Annotated in this window: 4 protein-coding genes and 3 tRNA genes; 3 read left to right on the forward strand and 4 right to left on the reverse strand. The window is 66.0% G+C overall.

Annotated elements, in window-relative coordinates:
• Positions 1–45: 45 nt before the first annotated feature.
• The 4 genes from M0D68_RS07155 to M0D68_RS07170 form a co-directional block, all read right to left on the reverse strand.
• Positions 46–17,394, reverse strand: coding sequence for a non-ribosomal peptide synthetase (locus M0D68_RS07155; RefSeq protein WP_266224086.1), 17,349 nt, complete (start codon positions 17,392–17,394; stop codon positions 46–48).
• Positions 17,395–17,546: 152 nt separating this feature from the next.
• A complete protein-coding gene (locus M0D68_RS07160) occupies positions 17,547–18,995 on the reverse strand; it encodes a peptide synthetase (RefSeq protein WP_266224087.1) in 1,449 nt (482 codons plus the stop codon).
• Positions 18,996–19,079: 84 nt separating this feature from the next.
• Positions 19,080–19,832 carry a thioesterase II family protein gene (locus tag M0D68_RS07165; RefSeq protein WP_266224088.1) on the reverse strand — a complete coding sequence of 251 codons (753 nt, stop codon included), beginning with the start codon at positions 19,830–19,832 and terminating at the stop codon, positions 19,080–19,082.
• A gap of 26 nt (positions 19,833–19,858) precedes the next feature.
• Complete coding sequence (locus M0D68_RS07170) at positions 19,859–20,107, reverse strand: MbtH family NRPS accessory protein (protein ID WP_093633364.1); 249 nt, start codon at positions 20,105–20,107, stop codon at positions 19,859–19,861.
• A gap of 854 nt (positions 20,108–20,961) precedes the next feature.
• On the opposite strand from M0D68_RS07170, the gene M0D68_RS07175 reads away from it, so the two are divergent.
• From M0D68_RS07175 to M0D68_RS07185, 3 genes are all read left to right on the forward strand, one after another.
• Positions 20,962–21,037 (forward strand) — tRNA-Glu (locus tag M0D68_RS07175).
• A gap of 82 nt (positions 21,038–21,119) precedes the next feature.
• A tRNA-Asp gene (locus M0D68_RS07180) sits at positions 21,120–21,196 on the forward strand.
• Between the two features lie 61 nt (positions 21,197–21,257).
• Positions 21,258–21,333, forward strand: a tRNA-Glu gene (locus M0D68_RS07185).
• The last annotated feature ends 76 nt before the right edge of the window (positions 21,334–21,409 follow it).

Raw genomic sequence — 21,409 nt, forward strand, 5'->3', positions numbered from 1 at the left:
AAAGTCAGAATCAGTGTCGGGTCGGTGAGCCATGGCGTTACTCGGTTACTCGAGGTCCGCCAGCAGTTGGCTTAGGGTGGCGGCGCCGGTTTGCGCCGCGTCGGCTTGCGCGTCATCGGCGTCGAGGTAGTCGGCGAGCCCGCGAATCGTCGGGTGACGGAACAGCATGGCGAGCGGCACATTGCGCGCGACCATCTGGTTGATGCGCGCGGCGACCCGCACGCCGCTGATCGAATCGCCGCCGGCCGCAAAGAAGTTGACGGTGACGCTGGCGACGGGATGGCCGAGCACGGTCTGCCAGATATCGAGCAGGGCGGCTTCACGCGGCGAGCGCGGCGTGACCACGGGCGTGTCGTCGTCCTGCCATGCGGGTTCAGGCAATGCGCGACGGTCGAGCTTGCCGCTGGGCGTGAGCGGCAGCGCATCGAGCGTGACGATGGCCGAGGGCAGCATGTGCGCCGGCAGTGAACGGGCGAGCCGGGTTCTTAGCACACGGGTGTCCGCTGCGCCGGTGATGTAGCCGATCAGGCGCTGCTGCGCGCCTTCGCCCCTGATCGCCACGGCGGCGTTCTTCACGCCGTCGCAGGCACAGAGCGCGGCTTCGATCTCGCCGGGCTCGATCCGGTAGCCGCGCAGCTTGACCTGCTGGTCGAGGCGGCCAAGCGGTTCGGGGCGGCCATCGTCGCGCAGCCGGCAGAGGTCGCCGGTGCGGTAGAGGCGGGTACCGGGCGCCCCGTCGGGATCGGGCACGAAGCGCTCGGCGGTGAGAGCGGGGCGGCGCAGATAGCCGCGCGCGAGATTGCGGCCGCCGATGCACAGCTCGCCGAGTCCGCCGTCGGGCACGGCGAGGCCGTGCGAGTCGATCACGCGCAGCACGGTGTCGGGCAAGGGATCGCCGTGAGTGATGGGCTGAGCGGTGAAGACCTGGGCGCCGGCGGAATAGATGGTGGTCTCGGTCGGGCCGTACAGATTCCACAAGGCCACGCCGCGGGCGATCAGCGCGGCGGCGAGATCGGGGTGCAGCGGTTCGCCGCCGCTCAGGCCGAGCAGCGGGCGGTGCGGCACGGACAGATCGGCGCGCCAGCCGGCTTCGAGCAGCATGCGCCAGCCGCTGGGGGTGGCCTGGAAGACGGTGGCGCGGCTCGCTTCGAGGCGTGCGGCGAGCGCGATGCCGTCACGGGCGGTCTGCGAGGAGACGAGTTCGAGCGGCACGCCGCGCACGAGCGGCAGACAGAACTCGAGCAGGGAGATGTCGAACACGGGTGCCGATTCGCTGAGCCAGAGATCGTCATCGCGCAGGCCGGGTTGCAGATCGATACTGGCGAGGAGGCGGTCGAGCGCGCCGTGGGTGACGCCGACGCCTTTGGGCCTGCCGGTGGAGCCTGAGGTGTAGATGACGTAGGCGAGCTGGTCGGGGTGGAGGGCGGGTAGTGGGTGGGTGCGGTGACCGGAGTGGGAAACGCAAGCGTGCCGCACGGCGGCGAGCTCGACCACCTGACGCCCGGCAAACAGCGCGGGGCTGTGCTGATCGGTAACCGTAGCGGCATCGGCGAGCACATGCAGCACCTGCGCATCCTCGAGCATCGCGGCGATGCGCTCGGGCGGATAGGACGGATCGACGGGGAGGTAGGCCGCGCCGGCCTGCCACACGCCGAGCATGGCGGCGAGCAGCGCGGGGCCACGGGCGACGCAGACGGCGACGCAGGCGTCGCGCTGCACGCCGTCGCGCAGCAGCCGCTGGGCGATGGCCGAAGCCTGGTCAAGCAGTTCACGATACGTGAGGCTTTCCTGCTCACCGGCAAGGGCAACGGCATCAGGTCGCCGCGCACCGGTCTGTGCGATACGCTGGCTCACTGGCACAAACGTATAACGCGCAAGCGGCACCGCCTCGCGCGTCGGCGAACTCACTGTCAGCGAGCGCAAGCGACGCGGTGCGGCATCCGCCTCAGCCTCGGCACACGTCGCCAACTGATCGAGCAACTCGACATACCCCAGCGACAACCGTTCGACGCCAGGCTGGTCGAGCCGCAAGCCGTCCCATTCCCATTCGAGCTTGAGCGCGGGTTGCGGCACGACCATCAGCGTCAGCGGATAGTGCGTGCGACCGATCGACTGCACGGCGCTCACGCGCAAGCCGTCGCCCGTATCGTTATCGCCGGCTATATTCAGCGCATCGAGCGCGGCATCGAGCGGATAGTTTTCGAACACGAACAGGCTGTCGAACAGCGCATCACCGCTGCGCCCGACCCAGCGCTGCAATTGCGCGAGCGGCGTGTGTTCATGGCGGCGCATCTCGACCGACTGCGTCTGCATGCGACGCAACCAGCCGCCGACGTCCTCGGCCCCAGGCACGCTCGCCCACACCGGCAAGCTGTTGATGAACAGCCCCAGCATCTGTTCGGCGCCGTCGAGCGATTCGGGCCGCCCAGACACGGTCGTGCCGAACGCCACCTGTTCGCGATTGCCGTGTCGCGCGAGCAGCAGCGCCCACGCGCTCTGCATCAGCGTATTGAGCGTGATGCCAAAGGTGCTGGCGGCCGCGCGCAGACGCGCGTCGCGTGCCGCACCCAGTTCGCGATCCAAACGATAGGCGCCAGGCTGAGGGACTGCGGGTCCCGCGACGGAGGTCGTCAGCGTCGCCGGGTCTTCGCAAGCCGCTGCGGCTGCGGACCACCACGCGCGGGCGTCCGGTTGTGCCGCAAGCCATTCGACGTAAACGCGATACGGCGTAGCGCGTTGCACCGGTTCGGCGCGCGAGTTATTCAGCAACACTTCCGGTGCAGCCGACGCATCCGACCCACGATACCCCTCGCCAATTTCCGCGAGCAAACGCGCGGCGCTCCAGCCATCGATCAGCGCATGGTGAGTGGTCCAGATGAGATCGTGAGCGCCATCGGGCCGTGCGAACAGATCGACGCGCATCAGCGGCGCGCGCGCCAGATCGAAGCCGCGCGCGAGGTCGTCGTGCATCCAGGCGGCGAGTCGCGTTTCGTATGCCGCAGCGGTTTCTGCTCCCGCGCCGTGCACACCGAACGGCAACTCGACAGCTCGCTCGACGACTTGCCATGCATCGTCGTCGCGCCATTCAAAACGCGTGCGCAGAATATCGTGCCGCGCAACCGCGCGGTGCCAGACAGCCTGCAAGCGCGCAATGTCGAGCGAGCCGGCCAGCGTCAGCCGTCGCTGCGTGACGTACATGCCGCCGCTTCCACCGTTGCTGTTCCTGCTATCGGACTGGGCCAGGCTGTGGAACAGCAGACCCTGCTGCATTGCCGTGGCCGGATAGGCATCCTGAACCTGCAGCGGATCGAAGCCGAGCGCGGCAAGCGCGTGCGCATCGAGCGGTACGACAGCTGCCGTCGAGGGTCCGTCGACGCCGGTCGGACCCACTTGCACGACGGCGCAGAGGGCGCGCACGGTCGGCCGGGCAAACAGCTCGCGCGAGGTGAATACAAGACCAGCACGGCGCGCCTGAGCGACGACCTGGAACGCGCTGATCGAATCGCCGCCGGCCATGAAGAAGTTGTCGTCGATACCGAGCGCCGCTTGACATAGCACTTGCCGCCAGACATCGAGCAGCGCGTGTTGCAAGGGCGTTTCAGGCGCCGCACTAGCGTCCGCCGACCGGTGCTCTACCGGCTCGGGCAGCGCCGTGCGGTCGATCTTGCCGTTGCGTGTCAACGGCAGCGCGTCGAGCAGACAGATGGCTGCGGGCACCAACGCTGCCGGCAAGCGGACGGCGAGCGCATCGCGCAATTGTTCGGCATCGAGCGTGTTGCCGACCGCGTAGCCGATCAGGCGCACCCGTTGCTGCGAATCCGCACGGCCGATCACCACGGCGTCGCGCACACCGGGCAGCGCGCGCAATTGCGCGGCCACTTCGGCGGGTTCGACGCGATAGCCGCGAATTTTCAGTTGATCGTCGACGCGGCCGAGGAATTCAAGCTGACCGTCGTCGAGCCGGCGCGCCTGATCGCCGGTGCGATAGACGCGTGCGCCGGGCACGAACGGATCGGGCACGAATCGACCGGCGGTGAGCGCCGCTTGCTGCCGATAGCCGCGCGCCAGCGCGACACCGCCCGCGTGGATTTCGCCACGAGCGCCCGGCAGGACGGGATGACCGTCGGGGTCGAGCAGATAGACGCGCGCGTGATCGAGTGGGCGGCCAAGCGGCAATCCGTCATCGGCGCCGCGTTCGGACGTCATGATGCCGACGGTCGACTCGGTCGGTCCATAGTGGCCAAGAATGGCGCACTCGGGTTGCAGCAGCGAGACACGCTCGAGCAGTGCACGGGAGCTGGCTTCTCCACCCAGCAGCAACGCGCGCTTCGGCAATACCGCGTGCGCATCCGCCGCATGAAGCAGGCCTTCGAGATGGCTCGGCGCGATCTTGAGCAGATCGGCCGGATGCGCGCGGCACCAGTCGGCGTACGCGTCGGCATCGAAGGCACGCCGATCGTCGATCAACTGCAGGGTCCAGCCCGACCACAGCGCCGCCATCAAGGTCGAGTGGCCGAGATCGGCGGCCGGTGTCGACAGATACGCGGCGCTGCGAATGCCATCGGGCAGACGGGCGAGTAGCGCCTCGGTGTACGCGGCAAGCGAGCGGTGCGAGACCAGCACGCCCTTCGGCGTGCCGGTCGAGCCGGACGTGTAGATCAGGTAGGCGGCGAGATCGGCAGGCAGGGCGGCCAGTGTCGGCAATGTGGCCGATGCGGCGTCCGGCATGGATTCGCATTCGGGCGTGCATGCCACCAGCGCCACGTTGTCCGGACGCCAGTCGGCGTCTGCATCTGCGATCAGGCAATGCGCCTCGGCATCGCGGATTTGCCAACCGAGCCGTTCGCCTGGCGCGGCCGGATCGAACGGCGCATAGACGCCGCCCGCGCGCCACACGGCGAGCATTGCAACGATCAATTCCGCGCGGCGCGGCAAGACGACGGCCACGGTTGTTTCGGTACGCACACCGGCTGCGGCGAGGCGCGCGGCGAGGGCGCCGGACAGACGCCAGAGCGTCGCCCAGTCGAGCGTGCGGGTTTCATCGTGCAATGCGATTGCGGTGGGTTGGCTGTGCGCATGCTGGGCGATGCGCTTGAGCAGGCCGCCTTGCCATGCTGCCGATGCCGCAGTTTCTGGCGTCGACCGCGCCGACGTGATGTCTTTCGTGCTCCCGGTGATTTGCGCGTCGCTGGGCAGATGCAGTGCGCCGAGCGTGCGCGCGGCATTGGCCGTGAACATCGCGAGCGCCTGCTGCAATTGCGCGAGCAGACGTCGCATGGTCGCGCCGTCGAAGCGCTGCGATTGCGCGGCGAGCGTCAGCGTCAATTCATCGCCCGGTACCGCGATCAGGCTCAGCGGGAAATGATTGCGGCCATCGTGCGCATGACCGTCCGCGCCGGTAGCGAGCCGCTCGATCGCGAGACCATGCACGAGCGGCGTGCGCAGCGATGCATCGAGCGGATAGTTCTCGAATACGAAGATGCTCTCGAACAGGGGTTCGCCCGCGGCGCCGGTGATCTCGCGCTGCAATTGCGCGAGCGGCGTCTGCGCGAGTTCCTGCAACGCGAGATTGCGCGATTGCAGTGCCGCCAACCAGGCGTGCACGGTCATCGCCGGCGGCAATTCAACCGACAGCGGCAAGGTATTGATGAACAGGCCCACCGTGTCGCCGGCGCCGGGCCAGCCGTCGCCGCGGCCCGACACGGTGACGCCGAACGAGACCTCGCGCCGGTTCGCGTGACGCGACAGCAGCCAGGCCCACGCGCCCTGGATCAGTGTGTTCAACGTGACACCGGCAGCGCGGGCGAATTGTTCGGCCTGCGCCGTTAGTGCTTGCGGCAGCCGCACGGTGTGTTCGAGCGGCTGTCCGTGGTCGGCGCTGTCGGGCAGGCTAGCGTCTGCGTGTGAAGCGTGTGGAATGTGCGGAGCGTGTGATGAGGCCGCCAGCGGCAGCGGCGTGCGCGACCAGTCCGTGAGCAGCGGACGCCATTGCGCCAGCGCGTCGCCGTCGCGATTCTGCTGCTCGAGCCAGCGCACGTAGTGGCTGAATGCTGGCGCGGCGTTTGGCGTGGGTATCGAGGAGGTGCGGCTCAGTGCGGCGTCGTACGCTTGCAGCACGTCGCGCAGCACGAGCCCGATGCTCCAGCCGTCGAGTTGTGCGTGATGGAAGCGCCACACGAACCAGCGGCATTGCGTGCCGCGCTCGATCAACAGCAACTGCGCGTGCGAAGTCTGCGCAAAATCGAAACCGCGTGCCTGCACCTCGCGCCATTGCGTCGCCAGGGCGTCGCGCGCGTCGCCTTCGCTCAGATGGCGCCAGTCGAGCGAGCGCACGTCGACAGCGGCATGCTTGCGCACCAGTTGCACGGGAGCGTCGAGCCCGTCCCAACGGAAGTCGGTACGTAGCGCGGGATGCCGGTCTATCGCACTTTGCCATGCAGAGACGAACGCGTCGGCTGCGAACGGCCCGTTCAGTTCGAACACGCGTTGCAAATAGTAGGGGTCGCGCGCCGAACGTTGAGCGAGCGATATCAGGCCTTGTTGCAGTGGCGTTGCGATGCACAGGTCTTGCAGCGCCGCGCGTTGAGTCTCGGTCAATTGCAGTGCGTCGCTCAATGCTGCATCGAGTGTTTCGTCAAGCGGCGGGTTCGTGGGCGTAGCGGCAGGATTCGGCGCGTTTGCGGCCGCTTGCTCGACAGGCGTGGCGACTCGCGCCAACTGCTCGATGGTCGGGTGCTGAAACACCTGCTTCGGCGTCAGCGCGAGGCCTGCGTCCAAGGCGGCGCCGACCATCCGTAGACTAACGATCGAATCGCCGCCCGCCGCGAAGAAATCCGTCGTGACACCGAGTGCGGCGGACGGCAGCAGCGCGCGCCAGATCGTCAGCAACTGCGCTTCGAGCGCGTTGCGCGGCGCGATCAGCGTGGCGGTATCGGCGGCGGGCGCGGGCAGGCTACGCCGATCGAGCTTACCGCTCGACGTGAGCGGCAACGCGTCGAGTACGACCCACGCGGACGGAATCAGCGCTGCCGGCAGACGCTCGGCCAGCGCGCTACGCCATTGCGTGTGATCGGCCACGTGACCGTCTGCACAGACTACATATGCAACGAGATGAGGCGCGTCGCCGTCGTGACGCAGGACCACGGCTGCGTCGCGCACCTCGTCCAGCGTGCGCAGCGCGGCTTCAATTTCGGCCGGCTCGATCCGGTGTCCGCGCAGCTTCAATTGCTGATCGAGGCGGCCGAGATAATCGAGACCGCCGTCGTCGCGGCGCCGGCACAGGTCGCCGCTGCGATAGAGCCGTGCGCCGGGCGCGCCGAACGGGTCGGGCACGAAGCTCGCGGCGGTCAAGGCCGCGCGGCGGAGATAACCGCGCGCGAGGTTGTCGCCGCCGATGCACAACTCCCCCACCGCACCGGGCGGCGTCGGCAAGCCGTCTGGATCGAGTACGCGCAACGCGGTATCGTGCAGCGCCTCACCCAGTGTGATGGGTGCGGCGCTTGTGACCGGCGCCATGCTCGACCAGATCGTCGTCTCGGTCGGGCCATACATATTGGAGAGCGTCATACCGCGTTCGAGCAGCGCGGCCGCCAGATCGGCCGGCAGCGCTTCGCCGCCGCATAGCGCCTGCAGTGGGCCGCGCAAGACGAGGCCGGCGCGCGCTTCACTGTCGAGTAGCATGCGCCAGCCCGCTGGCGTCGCCTGCATGACGGTGGCGCCGCTTTGCTGCATGAGCCGCAGCAGACGGGCGCCATCGAGCACCGTGTCGCGCGAGGCCAGTTCGACGCGCGCGCCGCGCGTGAGCGGCAGATGCAACTCCAGTCCGGCAATGTCGAACGATAGCGTGGTCACGCTGAGCCAGACGTCGTTGTCGTCGAAATCGAGGTGCGCGGCGACGCTCGCGAGCAGGCGGTCGAGACTCGCGTGCGTCACGCACACGCCCTTCGGTTCGCCGGTCGAGCCGGATGTGTAGATCACGTAGGCGGCCTGCTGCGGTTCGACCGGCTGCGGCCAGCCCTGCGACGCTTCGTTGTGCACGTCGCTGACGCGCACCAGCGTGCGGCCGGCGAGGCAATCGGCGAGGCGGCTGGCGCTGGCGTCGTCGGTGACGACGAGATCGACGCCGGCATCGTCGAGGATGCGGCGCAGACGGTGCGGCGGATGATGCGGGTCGAGCGGCACATAGGCGGCGCCCGTTTTGGTGATGCCGTACAAACCGGCGACCAGCGCGTTCGAACGTTCGACACACAAGCCGATCCGTTGCTCCGCGCGCGCGCCGAGCGACTTGAGGCGGCGGCCGATGCGGTTCGACCAGGCATCGAGTGCGGCATAGCTCAGCGCGTCGCCTTCGCAACCGAGGGCCGGTGCCGCCGGTTTGCGCGCGGCCTGCGCGGCGAGGCGTGCGCCGATTGGCTGGAAGCGATGGCCGGCGACGCGGCGCAGCACCTCACGCGACGCCTCGGCGGCCACGTTGCCGCGCGGCATGATGTTGCCGACTGCCGGGTCGTCGGCGTCGCTCAGCGCGGCGAGCACGTCACGCCAGTCGTCGGCGAGCCGGGACAGTAGCGGCGTTGTGATCCGCGCGCCATCGGCGAGCCAGACGACGCGGCCTTGCGCGTCGTTCGAAACCAGCATGGTCAGCGGATAGTGAGTGCGTTCGGTCGATTCGACCCGGCTGACGCTCAGACTGCCGAAGCGGCCACGTAACGCGGCGTCGACCGGATAGTTTTCGAACACGAGCAGGCTGTCGAACAGCGCGTCGCCGCTTTTGCCGCTCCAGTGCTGCAGATCGGCCAGCGACGTATGCTCGGCCTGGTGGCGCTCCGCCTGCGCGGTGTGCAGCGTGGACAACCACGTCGATACGCGTTGCGCGGCCGGGACTTCGATCCATACGGGCAAGCTGTTGATGAAGAGGCCGACCATCCGGCCGGCGCCCTGCAACTGCGCGGGACGTCCCGCGACAGTACTTCCGAATGCAACGTGGCGGCGATTGCCGCGCCGCGCGAGCACGAGTGCCCAGGCAGCCTGCACCAGCGTATTGACGGTGACGCGATGGCGCTGCGCCGCTTCGCGCACCCGCGCGACGAGTGCCTCGCCCAGTTGCTGCGTGAGCATCAGCGACGCGCCGTGTTCGCGCGTTGCGCCGGCGGCCGGCGGCTGATGTTGCAGCAAGGTGGCCGGTTCGGGATGGCGGGCGAGTTGCGCCAGCCACCAGTCGCGTGGCGGCGTCTGGGCGGACAGCCATTCCACGTAGCGGCGGTACGGCAAGACTTCGGGCTGCGGCAACGGCTGCCCGGCGACGCGCGCGACGTAGTCGTCGGCGATCTCGCCCAGCAGTTGCGCGCTGCTCCAGCCATCGAGCAACGCGTGATGAATCGTGCGGACCAGATCGTGACAGCCGTCCGGACGCGTGAAAAGCGCAAGCCGCAGAAGTGGTGCGTGGGCCGGATCGAATCCGCGTTGACGGTCGGCGTCGCACCAGACTTGCAGGTCGCGCTCATACTGTGCCGGGTCGCAGGCGGACCAGTCGCATTCGACGAACGGCAACGCGGCGCTGCGCTGCACGAGTTGCAACGGATCGGCGCCGGCGGGCACGACGAAACGCGTGCGCAGAATATCGTGCCGCGCGAGCGCGGCGGCCCATGCCTCACGCAGCGCGTCGCGATCGAGCGGACCCGCGAGGGTCAGCCGTAACTGATTGACGTAGAGGCCGTGGCCGCCGTCCATCAGCGCGTGGAACAGCAGGCCCTTTTGCAAGGGCGTGGCCGGGTAGAGATCCTGGACGTTCGCGGCGTCGAGCCGCAGTGCGTCGAGCGCGGGCTGATCGAGCCGCGCGAGCGGGAAGTCGGCGGTATCGAGCGGGACGTCGCCCTTCATGCTGCGCGCAGCGAGTGCGGCGAGTTGCGCCTCGAAATCGGTTGCGAGCGCTTGAGCGACATCTGGCGAGATCTGCGCCGGGTCGTAGCGCAGGGTGGCTGTCAAGCGGCCATTCGACACCCACGCATTGATATCGAGCGCGTACTCGAGCGGCGTGTGGTCGGCGATCGCGGCGCCGAGCGGCTCGTCGAGCGCGAACGAGAGCAGGCCCGCGAGTGCGCCGGTTTGCGGCAGGCTCTGATCGAAGCGGCCGAGATAGTTGAAGCTGATCTGCGGCCTCGCGAGCGCTTCGGCGAAACGTTCGCGCATGTGGTGCCAGTTTATGCCGCGTGCCGGAATGGCGCGCAAGGTGCGGGTCGCCGCGACGAGCGGGTCGCTTCGCAGATCGAACCATGCCGGATAGCGCGTGGTGAACCAGCCGACCGTGCGGCTCGTGTCGTGCGCGGCGCTACGGCTTTCATGCGTGCCTGTCTGCACGTCCTGCGGACCGCTGCTGTGAAATTCGCGGCCATGGCCTTCTAGCGACAGCAAGGCGCCGTCTGCGCCGCTCCATTGACCGAGCGATGCGCTCAGCGCGGCGAGCAGCAGTGTTTCGGTTGTGGTGCGTGCGGCGAAGGGCGCGTCGCGCAGCAGCGTAGAGGTGAGCTCCGCGGACAACTGCAGTGTGTGCGTTGCGCTATCGCGAACCCGGCGCAGCTCATCCGGCCGCTTTGCATGCCAGGCTGGCGAACCACTGACAAGCGCTGCTTTTTTGTCATCCGGCAGTGCGGTTTCACGCAAGCACGGCGCTGCCAGCATGCGTTGCCATGACGCGTATTCCGCGTCGAGCGCCGCCGCTTCGGGCGCGCTCTGCTGCAACGCGACCCATGCGCTCCAGGGCAAGCCGCCCGACAACGTGACCGGCTGCTGCTGGGCAAGCTGTTCGTAGGCCAACTGGAACGATTCGAGCAGCACGCGCCACGATATGCCATCGACAGCCAGATGATGGATCGTCAGCAACAGACGGCCTTCGCCGCGCAGTCTGACGTACGCCGCTTTGATCAGGCGTCCGGCTTCGATATCGAGGCTTTGCTGCAACGGCGTGCCGATCGCGAGCAGACGCTCGGGCCATTGCGGGGACTCGGTGCCTCCGTCGACATCGATCACGTCGAGCAACGCGCCGGCGTCCGGCACCGAAGCGGATGCTCGCACCTGTTGCTGCCAGCCGTGAGCGTCACGGAAGAATTTGAGGCGCAGCGCATCGTGCGCGACGACGACCGCGTGCAGCGCCTGGGCGATTAAGCTTGCATCGAGTTCGCCTTGCACGCGCAATGCGACCGTCTGATTCCAGTGCGACTCACCGTGCGGAAAGCGCTCGAAGAACCAGGCCTGAATCGGCGTGAGCGGCAGGGGTACGTGCCGCTCGGCCGGCAGTGCGAGCGCGCTCGCGCTGCCCGATTCGGCGCCTGGTGGCAACTGGGCGAGTCGCGCGATGACCGGCTGCGCGTAGAACTGCTTCAGGTTGAAATGCAGGCCGCGCTGCGCGGCCCGCGCAACCACCTGCAGGCTCAGGATCGAGTCGCCGCCGATGGCGAAGAAATTGTCGTCGATACCGATGGCGTCCGTGCCCAACACGGCGCGCCAGATCGCCAGCAATTCGGCTTCCTGCGGGTTGCGTGGCGCACGAGCGGCAAGCTCGCCTTCACCATGCCCGCCGGACTCCTTCGGGTCGGGCAAGGCGCTCCGGTCGACCTTGCCGTTCAGCATCAGCGGCAGCGTCGCGAGTTGCATCAACACGGCCGGCACCATGTGGGCCGGCAGGCGTGCTTCGAGCGTATCGCGCAGCGCGCCCAAATCGAGTGAGGCGGCGCCGGCCACATAGCCGATCAAACGCAGATGGCCATCCTTGCTGCGCGCTTCGACGGCGGCATCGCGCACGCCTTCGCATTGCCGCAGCATGGCTTCAATCTCGCCGGGCTCGATGCGAAAACCACGTAGCTTGATCTGCCGGTCGATCCGGCCAAGGAAATCGAAGCCGCCGTCGGCGCGGCGGCGGCACAGGTCGCCACTGCGGTAGCAGCGTGAACCGGGCACGCCGTGCGGGTCCGGCACGAAGCGCTCGGCCGTCAGGGCGGCCTGACCGATGTAGCCGCGCGCGAGCGTGGTGCCGCCGATGCACAGTTCGCCCACGGCACCGACCGGCACGGCATTGCCATCGGCGTCGACCACCTGCGCGCTGCGCGACGGGAATGGCACGCCGATCTGCACGATGGGTTGTTCGGCGTCGGCAGGGCCGGTACGGCGGTAGAGGCAGGCGACCGTCGTTTCAGTCGGGCCGTACAGATTGTCGACGTGAATCCCGCGTAGCGGGCCGGCGTTCCAACGCGCCAGCGCGTCACCCGGCAGCGCCTCGCCGCCGACGGTGATCTGCCGCAATGCACTCAGACTCTCGCGAGCGGGCGGCGTTTGCAGCCACTGCTGCCAGTAGGCGGTCGGCATGCGCGCGAAGGTGACGCGCGAATCGATCAGGCACTGGCTCAAGGTGGCAAGGTCCCACGCCTGCGGACCGCGCATGACGACGCGGCCCCCCTGCATCAGTGCGGGCAGCAGCTCATGCAAGGCGACGTCGAAGTTGATCGTGGACGATTGCAATTGGCAATCGTGTTCGGTGATGGCGTAGGTGGCGATAAAGTCGGCGAGATGCCGCGCCAGGGCGCCATGGCTGATGGCGACGCCTTTCGGCATGCCGGTCGAACCGGAGGTGTAGATGACGTAGGCGAGCTGTTCCGGATGCGAGGTCGCGAAACGACGTACTGGCTGAGACAGATCGAGATTCGGTGCCGCAGCGATGTCGAGTGTCGCGCAGGCGCTGAAGACGTCGGCGAGTCCGCCAAGACAGGCGCTGTCGCCGACGACCATGCGTACCCGTGCATCGTCGAGCATGTGGCGAAGGCGTTCGGCCGGATAGACCGGATCGAGCGGCACGAACGCCGCGCCGGCCTTCCAGATGCCGAGCAGGGCGGCGATCATGGCGGGCGAGCGTTCGACGCACAGGCCCACGCACGCGTCGGCGCCGATGCCGGCTTCCAGCAGGCGCTGCGCGAGTTGGTCCGACCAGCGGTCGAGCGCGCCGTAGCTCAGTTGCTGCGCGTCGCATTCGAGCGCGATCCGTTGCGGATGAGTCTCGGCCGCGTGGGCGAACTGGACGGTGACCGGCAGCGGCGCGGCTTCGGCCGTTTCAGCCGTTCCGGCGGCCAGCGTATGCTGCGAATCGGCATGCGTGGCGGCCGGCTGGTGCAAGACGAAATCGCGTACGTCGAGGCTCGCGCCTTCGACCGCCTGCGCGACGATGGCGAGATACGCATCGGCCAGTTGCTCGACGGTTTCGCCGTCGAACAGATCGACCGGATAGTCGAATGCGATCTGCACGCCGTTAGCGTCGCGCGCGAGATTCAGCGCGAGATCGAACGGGGTCGCCTCGGCGCCGTGCTCGAAGCGCTGCAATTGCAGCGTCGTCGAATGCAGGGCGTCGCGCCAGTCGACCTGGTCGAAGTTGAACACGGTCTGGAACAGCGGCGTTTGCCCCCGTTCGCGATGCGGTTGCAAAGCTGCGACCACGCGATGGAACGGCACGTCCTGATTCGCTTGCGCGTCGAGCAGGGCGTCGCGCGTACGGCGCAACAGAGCGTCGAACGACAGTGCGCCCGCGAGCGCAACGCGCACCACGATCGTATTGACGAAGTAGCCGATCGTGCGTTCGGTGGCGGCGTCGCGTCGGCTATTCAGCGGCACGCCGATGCGGATATCGGTCTGCCCGCCGTAGCGATAGAGCAGCGCGGCGAAGGCGGCCATCAGCGTCATCGGCAGCGTGACGCCGTGGTTGCGTGCAAGGCGGCCGGCGCGCGCGATGCATTCGGCCGGCAGGCGCCGCGTGACGCGAGCACCGGCCGACGCGCGTGTCGCGTCGCGACGGGCACCCGACAGAATGATTTCCGCGCGTGTGTCGCCGAGTTGCGCGCGCCAATAGGCGAGTTGTTCGTCACTGCGCGTGGCGCTCAGGACACGGCGTGCGTGCTCGATGCTGGCGAAATACGTGGAAGCCTGGGCGCCGGGGGACGCCTCGCGTCCTTCGTAGCACTGAAACAGCGACTCGACGACCAGCTTGAACGACCACGCGTCGGCGACGATGTGATGCATTGTCAGTTGCAGCACGTGCTCGTCCGGGCCCACACGCACGAGCGTGGCGCGCAGCAAGGCGTCCTCGCGAAGATCGAAGGGCGCGTGCGCAACCGCGATCAGATGATCCTGGAGATGCGCCTCGCGGCTCGCGGCATCGAACGACGTGACGTCGGCGACGTGCCAGTCGAAGCGCGGCGCGGCGCTGCAAACCTGATGCGGCACGCCGTCGTGTTCGTCGAAGCGCACTCGCAGCGCGTCGTGACTCGCGCAGACTTGCGCGAGGGCGTCGTGCAGTCGCGCTGCGTCGAGTGCGCCGCGCGCACGCAACGCACCGGACACGTGATACGCGGTGCTCGCCGGATCGAGCTTCCACTCGAAGTAGAGACCTTCCTGGGCCGGCGACAGTGGGAACGTCGCGCCGGTCGCGACGACGCTGGCATGCGTGCCGGTGGCGTCGGTCTGCACAAGCGTTGCGGCCGAGGCGCTCGCGTTTTGCTGTGCCAGCCAACTGGCTTGCAGCGCAACTGTACGTGCCTCGAAAACGAGTCGCACGGGGGGTACCACGCCGAATGTCTCGCCGATCCGCGCAGTCAGTCGTGCGGCTTTCAGCGAGTCGCCGCCGAGATCGAAGAAGTCGTCGTCGATGCCGACCCGTGCGTGCCCGAATACGGCCTCCCATACCCCGGCCAGACTGTGCTCCAGCGCTGACGCCGGTGCGCGATAGGGCGCGCGTGCCAGCGTGGCGCCCACATCCTCGGCACGCCGATAGACGGCAACCGTGGGCAGCGTGCGTTCGCGCCAGCCGGCGGCGCAGGCGCTGCGGCGCAGTTTGCCACTCGAGGTGCGCGGCAGCTTGCCGGGCGCAAGCAACAGAATCACGCTAGCCGGTTCGCCGTGGGTTTCGGCAATCGCCCGATTGATCTGTGCAAAGAGTTCGGTGGGATCGGCCTTCGCGACGGCATGTGAAACTTCGGCGGCGATGCCGATGCCTTCAGTGCCATTCTCTGTTGCCGCGAACGCGATGATCCGGCCTTTGCGAAGGCGTTCGACCCGCTTCGCAAGCATCGCCTCGACATCCTGCGGATAAGTGTTCTGTCCACGGACGATGATCAGATCCTTGACGCGGCCGGTGACGAACAATTCGCCGTCCAGCACGCAACCGAGGTCGCCGGTACGCAGCCAGCGTTCAGCCGGCGCGTCGCCTGTCACGAACGTTTCGGCGCTCGCTTGCGGATTTTGCCAATAGCCGGTTGCGACGCTCGGCCCGCTGACCCAGATTTCGCCGATCCGACCATCATCAAGCACTGCATGCGATCCGGACTCGACGACGCGCACGCCATGCGCTTGAGGAACCCGCCCGCAACTCACTAGCACGACGCCTTCGCCCGTCGTGTTGAGCGCACCCTCGCTGAGCGCTTGCGGCGCGACGTGGCGCACGGTCATCCCCTTGCCGGGCTCGGCACCGCTCACGAGCAGGGTGGCTTCGGCGAGACCGTAGCAGGGGAAGAGCGCGTTGGCGTCGAAACCTTGTGCGGCGAAATGGCCGGCGAACTGGCTGAGCGTCTCGGCCCGAATCGGCTCTGCCCCGCAGAAGGCGACGCGCCAACTGTCGAGTGCGATCCCTTCGAGTTGTGCGGCGCGTACGCGATCGGCGCACAACTGGAACGCAAAATTCGGCCCGCCGCTGACCGTGCCGCGATACGCGGCAATCGCCTTCAACCAGCGGATCGGTGCTTCGAGAAAATGCTGCGGCGTCATCAGGACGAGCGGAAAGCCACCGAACAGCGGCGCGATAAGGCCGCCGATCAGACCCATGTCATGAAACAGCGGCAGCCAGCTGACCATCGTATCGGCGGGCGTGAAGGCCATGGCGGCGCTGATCGCGCGTTCGTTCGCGACGAGGTTCGCGTGGCTGACCATGACGCCTTTCGCGGTGCTGGTCGAACCCGAGGTGTATTGCAGAAAGGCGATCGTCGTACCGTCGATGTCAATGGGTGCGTTCGACGTTGCGGCGTTGCTGCGCATCGGGTCGTCGACCGGCAGCGTGAGCGGTGTGACGGCTTCGCTGCCAGGCTGCGCGTACTCGTCGGCGAGCGCGTGAACGGCGTCCGCGTGCGCCAGGTCGGTGAGCAGCAGACGTGGCTGGGCGTCGTCGAGAATCGCCAGCAGCCGTTCGAATTGCTGCGCCTGGGTGGGCTCGGGCGGATACACCGGTACGGCCGCAATGCCGGCATGCAGACAGGCGAGAAACGCGACCGGGTAGTCGAGTCCCGACGGCAGCAGCAACATGGCCCGGTCGCCTGGCGCGGCGTGGCTACGCAATGTGGCGGCGAGTTCACGGGCGCGGGTGTCGAGTTCGCGATAGGTCAGCGTGCGCTCGTCGCGTTCGCCGTCGGCGAGAAAGCGGATGGCGATCTGCCCAGGTTGCCGTTCGAGGTGCCCGGCGAGCGCGTCGAGCAAGGTCGCTGGCGGCTTCGCTACCGCCGAATGTGCGCTCGTTAAGGTCGATGCGGGCGGCGCCGCCTGCGTCCCGCCGTGCTGGTTCGATTCGATCGCGGCTTGCATCAAGCCAGGATTGCGCCGCAGGAACGGGCACGCGCCGAAGTTCGGTGTTTCGTCGTCGGGCAGAAAATATTGCTTCCACTCGCGATTGTCCGTGTCGCCGAAATAGCCGAGATCGGCGTGCGGTGGCACTTCGTCCCAGATGTTCAGGCGGCGGCGCACTTCGGAGCGCGCCTGTGTGCTGATTGCCCGGTTCGTGACCTTATCGACGAACACGGCGCGCGGCTGGAACAGCAGCACCATGCCGGGCCCGAGATTGCGGCTGTGACGCGCGCCGAACGACGGGCACGCGCACACGACAAAAGTCTCCAGACCGGCGAAGGAAAACTCCCAATCCGGATGCGACGGGTCGAGTTGCTGCCCCACCTTGGGATCGGGGTCGCGGTCGTGGAGATATTGCAGCGTGTGCCAGAACGCGTCGTGATAGGCCTCGTGCGAAAGCGGCTGTGTGTCGGGCTCGAAAAAGATTGCGATGTTGTTCTTTTCGTACTGCGGCAGCGTGGCGAGTTCGGCAAAGGCCGCCATGGTGTCCGGCAGTGACGAGATGTCCTTGCCGTCGACCCACGAGTAGAACATTTCGCCGCGCTTTTCCGCCTGGGTGCCGAAGAAGCATGGATAACCCGGGTCCATCACGTCGGCGCGCAGGCGCTCGTACGACGCAGGCAACCAGTCGGGTAACGCACGATCGAACGTGCTTGCGCCCACTCGGCGCCCCAGGATGATGCGGGAGCGCCAGTCGGATACGTCAATCGTGTCGCTTTCGAGATTCGGGCGAACAGGGTCCTTTTCAGGCTGCATCAGGTGCTCCAGATGTGCGTGTGCTAACGCCGGCTTGCGATGCGCGAGCCGGACGGCTTGATCCGGGGGGACAGGCGGCTCTGTGATCGAGCCTTGAGTGAACGGCGTGGGCGGGATTCAGGTGCGGCCCGAGTCCCGCCGGCCGATGTGCGTCAGGTGGTTGCCGTTGTGACGGCGGCGCTGCCCGCAGTCGATGGATCGGTGAGTTCGGCGATCCACTCGTCCGGAATGATCGGCTGGTGATACGTGCACGAATCGGACTCGACTGTCGAGCCGTGCAGACGCCCGTCGGGAATCAGCACCATGTCGCCGGGATGCATCGAAAGCTTCATGCCGAGGTTGCCCCAGAACAGCATGTCGCCGCTTTCGATCACGACCAGCCGATGTTCGTTGTGCACGTGAGTGGTCGAGCAGAGTTCATGAGGTTCGATGAACGTGTCGCGGTCGATGTCCGGAAAATCGATCTCGATCTTGTCGTAGATCCGGCGTGCGTACTCGCAATACGTTTCAATCGACGATAGCCAGTCCAGTTGTTCGCCGAGGTCCCAGCGTGCGCGCTGCGCCAGCAATTGCGCGCCGGCCACGCCCTGCGCGAACTGGTGCAATGCCTGCTCGCCGTGCCGCGCGATAAGCGTGTCGATCGTGCGTTCGAAGCGTGTTTGCAGGTCCGCGCGCAACGTCTCGACACTAGCGCCTGCGGCGGCGCCGGGCGCGATGTGGGCACAGGCTTTGAGCAGCGCACCGCCAAAGGCGAGATGCTCGGCCTCGGCAACGAACGCCGCGCCGGCGAGCGCGAATGCGCGGTCCGGCCGCGAGCCGAGTGCGTAGAGCAGATTGCAGCGGGCCAGCGTGGTCGGCAGATAGAACTGCCAGTACGAATGGGTCTGGCGCGTGACGCCGCACATGCCGGCAATGCGCGCGAAGGTTGCGTCGTCCGGCAGCTGGCTCGATAGACTCGGGCGAAGTTCGGGATCGAGCCAGTCGAAATAGTTGGAGCCGGCAGCCCGTGCCAGTGCGGTACGGCGCGACGGCAGCGTCGCCCAGCGCTGAATGACGATGAAGCGCAAGCCTTCTTCGAGGAAGTCGCGCTGCAGCAGTCTGTCGAAGCGTGTGCTCCAGAACTGCAGTTCGTCATTCAGGGTTGCGGTGAGACGTGTGCTGAGCGTTGCGCGGGTTTCGCCGGGTTGCGCCTGATCGCCCAGATAGTCGAATGCGTACGCTTCCAGGTAAGGGCGGATCTGTGCGCCGATGATGCGCTGTTTGTCGGCGTAAAACGAAGCACAACGCTGTTGCTGGTCGAGACTGCGGCCCGGTGCGCGGGCGATGTCGAGCTCGTTTAGCGTCAACAGCGTGCGGTTCGTGGCGAGCGACGGCAACCGGCTGACGTTGTCGGCGCGTACGGGTTTCTGGTACTGGAGAAAGTTGAAGTCTTCCGGCCGCAGCGGTCGCCGGTAGAAATCGTCGTCCAGCACCAGTTCATCCACCGATGCGCTGCGGAATGGATCGCACGCTGCGAATTCGCGTAGCAGCGACAGAAAAGTTTCACGCTGCGGATGCTGCGCGGCGAAATCGAACAGGGCGGGGAAGGCGGTTGGGTTCATGGGAAAGCGACTCCATTGCATTGAACAGGGCGGCTATGAGCGCAGCGAGCAGGTAACGCGCTGCGCGTACCGCTGACGGCCGCGTTAGCCGATAGATTGCAGGTCTGCGTGCGTCTGCTCCAACGTGGCATGCCGCAACGAAACAGCGATCGCGTCGATCAGTTCGGCGCGATGACTGTCGATAAAAAAATGGCCGCCGTCGAAAATCGAGCGATCGAAGGCGCCGCGGCTCTCGTCGCGCCACGCATCGAGCTTGAGCGCATCTTGCGTGACGTCGTCGCGACTGCCGCCGAATGCGTGGATCGGACAATCAAGCGGATTCCGTGTGCCGGGGCGCGGCGCGCGCCACGTGCCATACAGATGGAAATCGTTGCGCACTACCGGCACGATCAGTTCGACAAATTCACGATTCGCCAGCAACTCCGCCGAGGTCTGACCGAACGCCTTCAATTCGTCGAGCACATCCTGCTCCGGGCACACCAGCCAATCCGTTCTAGCCACGTGATGCGCCGGCGCGGGACAGCCGGACACGCCGAGCCAGCAAGGCTCGACACCGGTCCGCTGACACAGCGCGTGAGCTAACTCGAATGCGAGCAGCGCGCCGAGGCTGTGTCCGAACAATGCGAAAGGGCGATCGGGCTGTGAGCGCACGTCGGCGACCAGTCGGTCGATCAGACGCTCCCACTCCGGCAACAACGCCTCGTCGAGACGCACGCCGCGGCCAGGTAAATGCAATGGCGCGATCCGTAGCCACGACGGTGCCGCTTGTGGCCATTCCCGATAGACGGCCGCCGCCCCGCCCGCATACGGCAGGCAAAACAATGTGATCGGCTGCATGGAAGGTGCGTTAGTGCGTTAGTACATTAGTGTGTCGCCGCGCCGACGGGGGCTGCACTCGCGGTTTCAGCCGGAGCGTCCATCGCCTGGCGCAGGCTGAGCGGGCGCATGTCGACCCACACTTCGTCGATATATGCGAGGCATTCGGCTTTGGTGCCCTGCTTGCCCGCGGTGTTCCAGCCAGCCGGCAAGTTTTTGTAAGTAGGCCAAATTGAATATTGTTCTTCGTGATTCACGACTACGTCATAAACGGTATTTTCGTCGCCCCAGCTCATATTTTCCTCGTTAGTAATCCAAATTACCTATGCCAAAGGAATAGGTTTCTAGAGTGGTTGAATTGCATGCGTGAAAGGGTTCGCGAACCGCTAGCATTGCGAATTCTTTCGGCGGTATCTCTATTTTCTTGCGTGGATACGCGGGCTTGAAGCTTGATAAGCAGAATAGGGCAACGTAGGAAGTCCGTCAAGGAATGAGAATGATTCTCATCTTCATTTCGGGGTTATTGGTCGATTGCCTCGCACGACAAGAGCTTCCGGAGCGGACGACGATGGAATCTGTACCGCGACCCGGCATCACGGATGCAGTACAACCCGGCGAAGGTCGGCATGGCGGCCTCTCTCAATCTTGATATGGTTGTGTTCGCGTCTCGGCGATCTTCTGTTGATAGCGGCTTTTGCACTTGGCACACATGGGCTAGGTGCTTCGGGTGCATAGGCATCCGAAGGCCGTCTGGATGTCGGATAGAGCGGTGAAAGAAAATTCTTGCGCGGTGAAAAGGTAGCTGCGTATAATTGCGTTCTTCGCTGCTGTGACTTCCGGGACAAGTTGCAAGAGGGTGTTTCAGAGCGAGATGTTGTTGGAAAGCGTCGAATCGTAGATCATGTACCCCAAGTCGTACCCGATGGGGCTCGTGATTCACGAGAGCCTTTGGTGGCGTAGGTCTGCAGGGAATTTTTCGATCCCGCTTACCCCTATCAGAGCAGAGTGAAGTCGTTCCGAAGTCTGGAGCTTGTAGCAAAAAAGACTTCACAAACAGCTGTAACGTAGTTAGAATATCGGTCTTTGCTGCTGACGAAAACGAAGTTAGCGTGAATTAGCAGCAAGATAAAGACAAATCTGAAAAGATTATGTCCCCTTCGTCTAGAGGCCTAGGACATCACCCTTTCACGGTGAGTACAGGGGTTCGAATCCCCTAGGGGACGCCAAACATCAGCGTCGCTTGGTAGTAGTAAAGCAGCGCAGCTTGCAGAGAAAAAACCAACGCTCGCAAGTCATGATAGGCAAACTGGAGTGGTAGTTCAGTTGGTTAGAATACCGGCCTGTCACGCCGGGGGTCGCGGGTTCGAGTCCCGTCCACTCCGCCAGACAAAGCCCGTTCATACAAACCTGAACGGGCTTTTTCATTAAAGGTGTAAGCAGTACGTTGTCCCCTTCGTCTAGAGGCCTAGGACATCACCCTTTCACGGTGAGTACAGGGGTTCGAATCCCCTAGGGGACGCCAGCAACATAGGCGTCGCTCGGTTAGCAGTATGAGCGGTGCAAGTGGTAAATGAGCCAAGCTCATTTGCCACGGTGCA

Source organism: Paraburkholderia sp. SEWSISQ10-3 4 (assembly GCF_030464785.1).
Taxonomy (GTDB): Bacteria; Pseudomonadota; Gammaproteobacteria; order Burkholderiales; family Burkholderiaceae; genus Paraburkholderia; species Paraburkholderia aspalathi.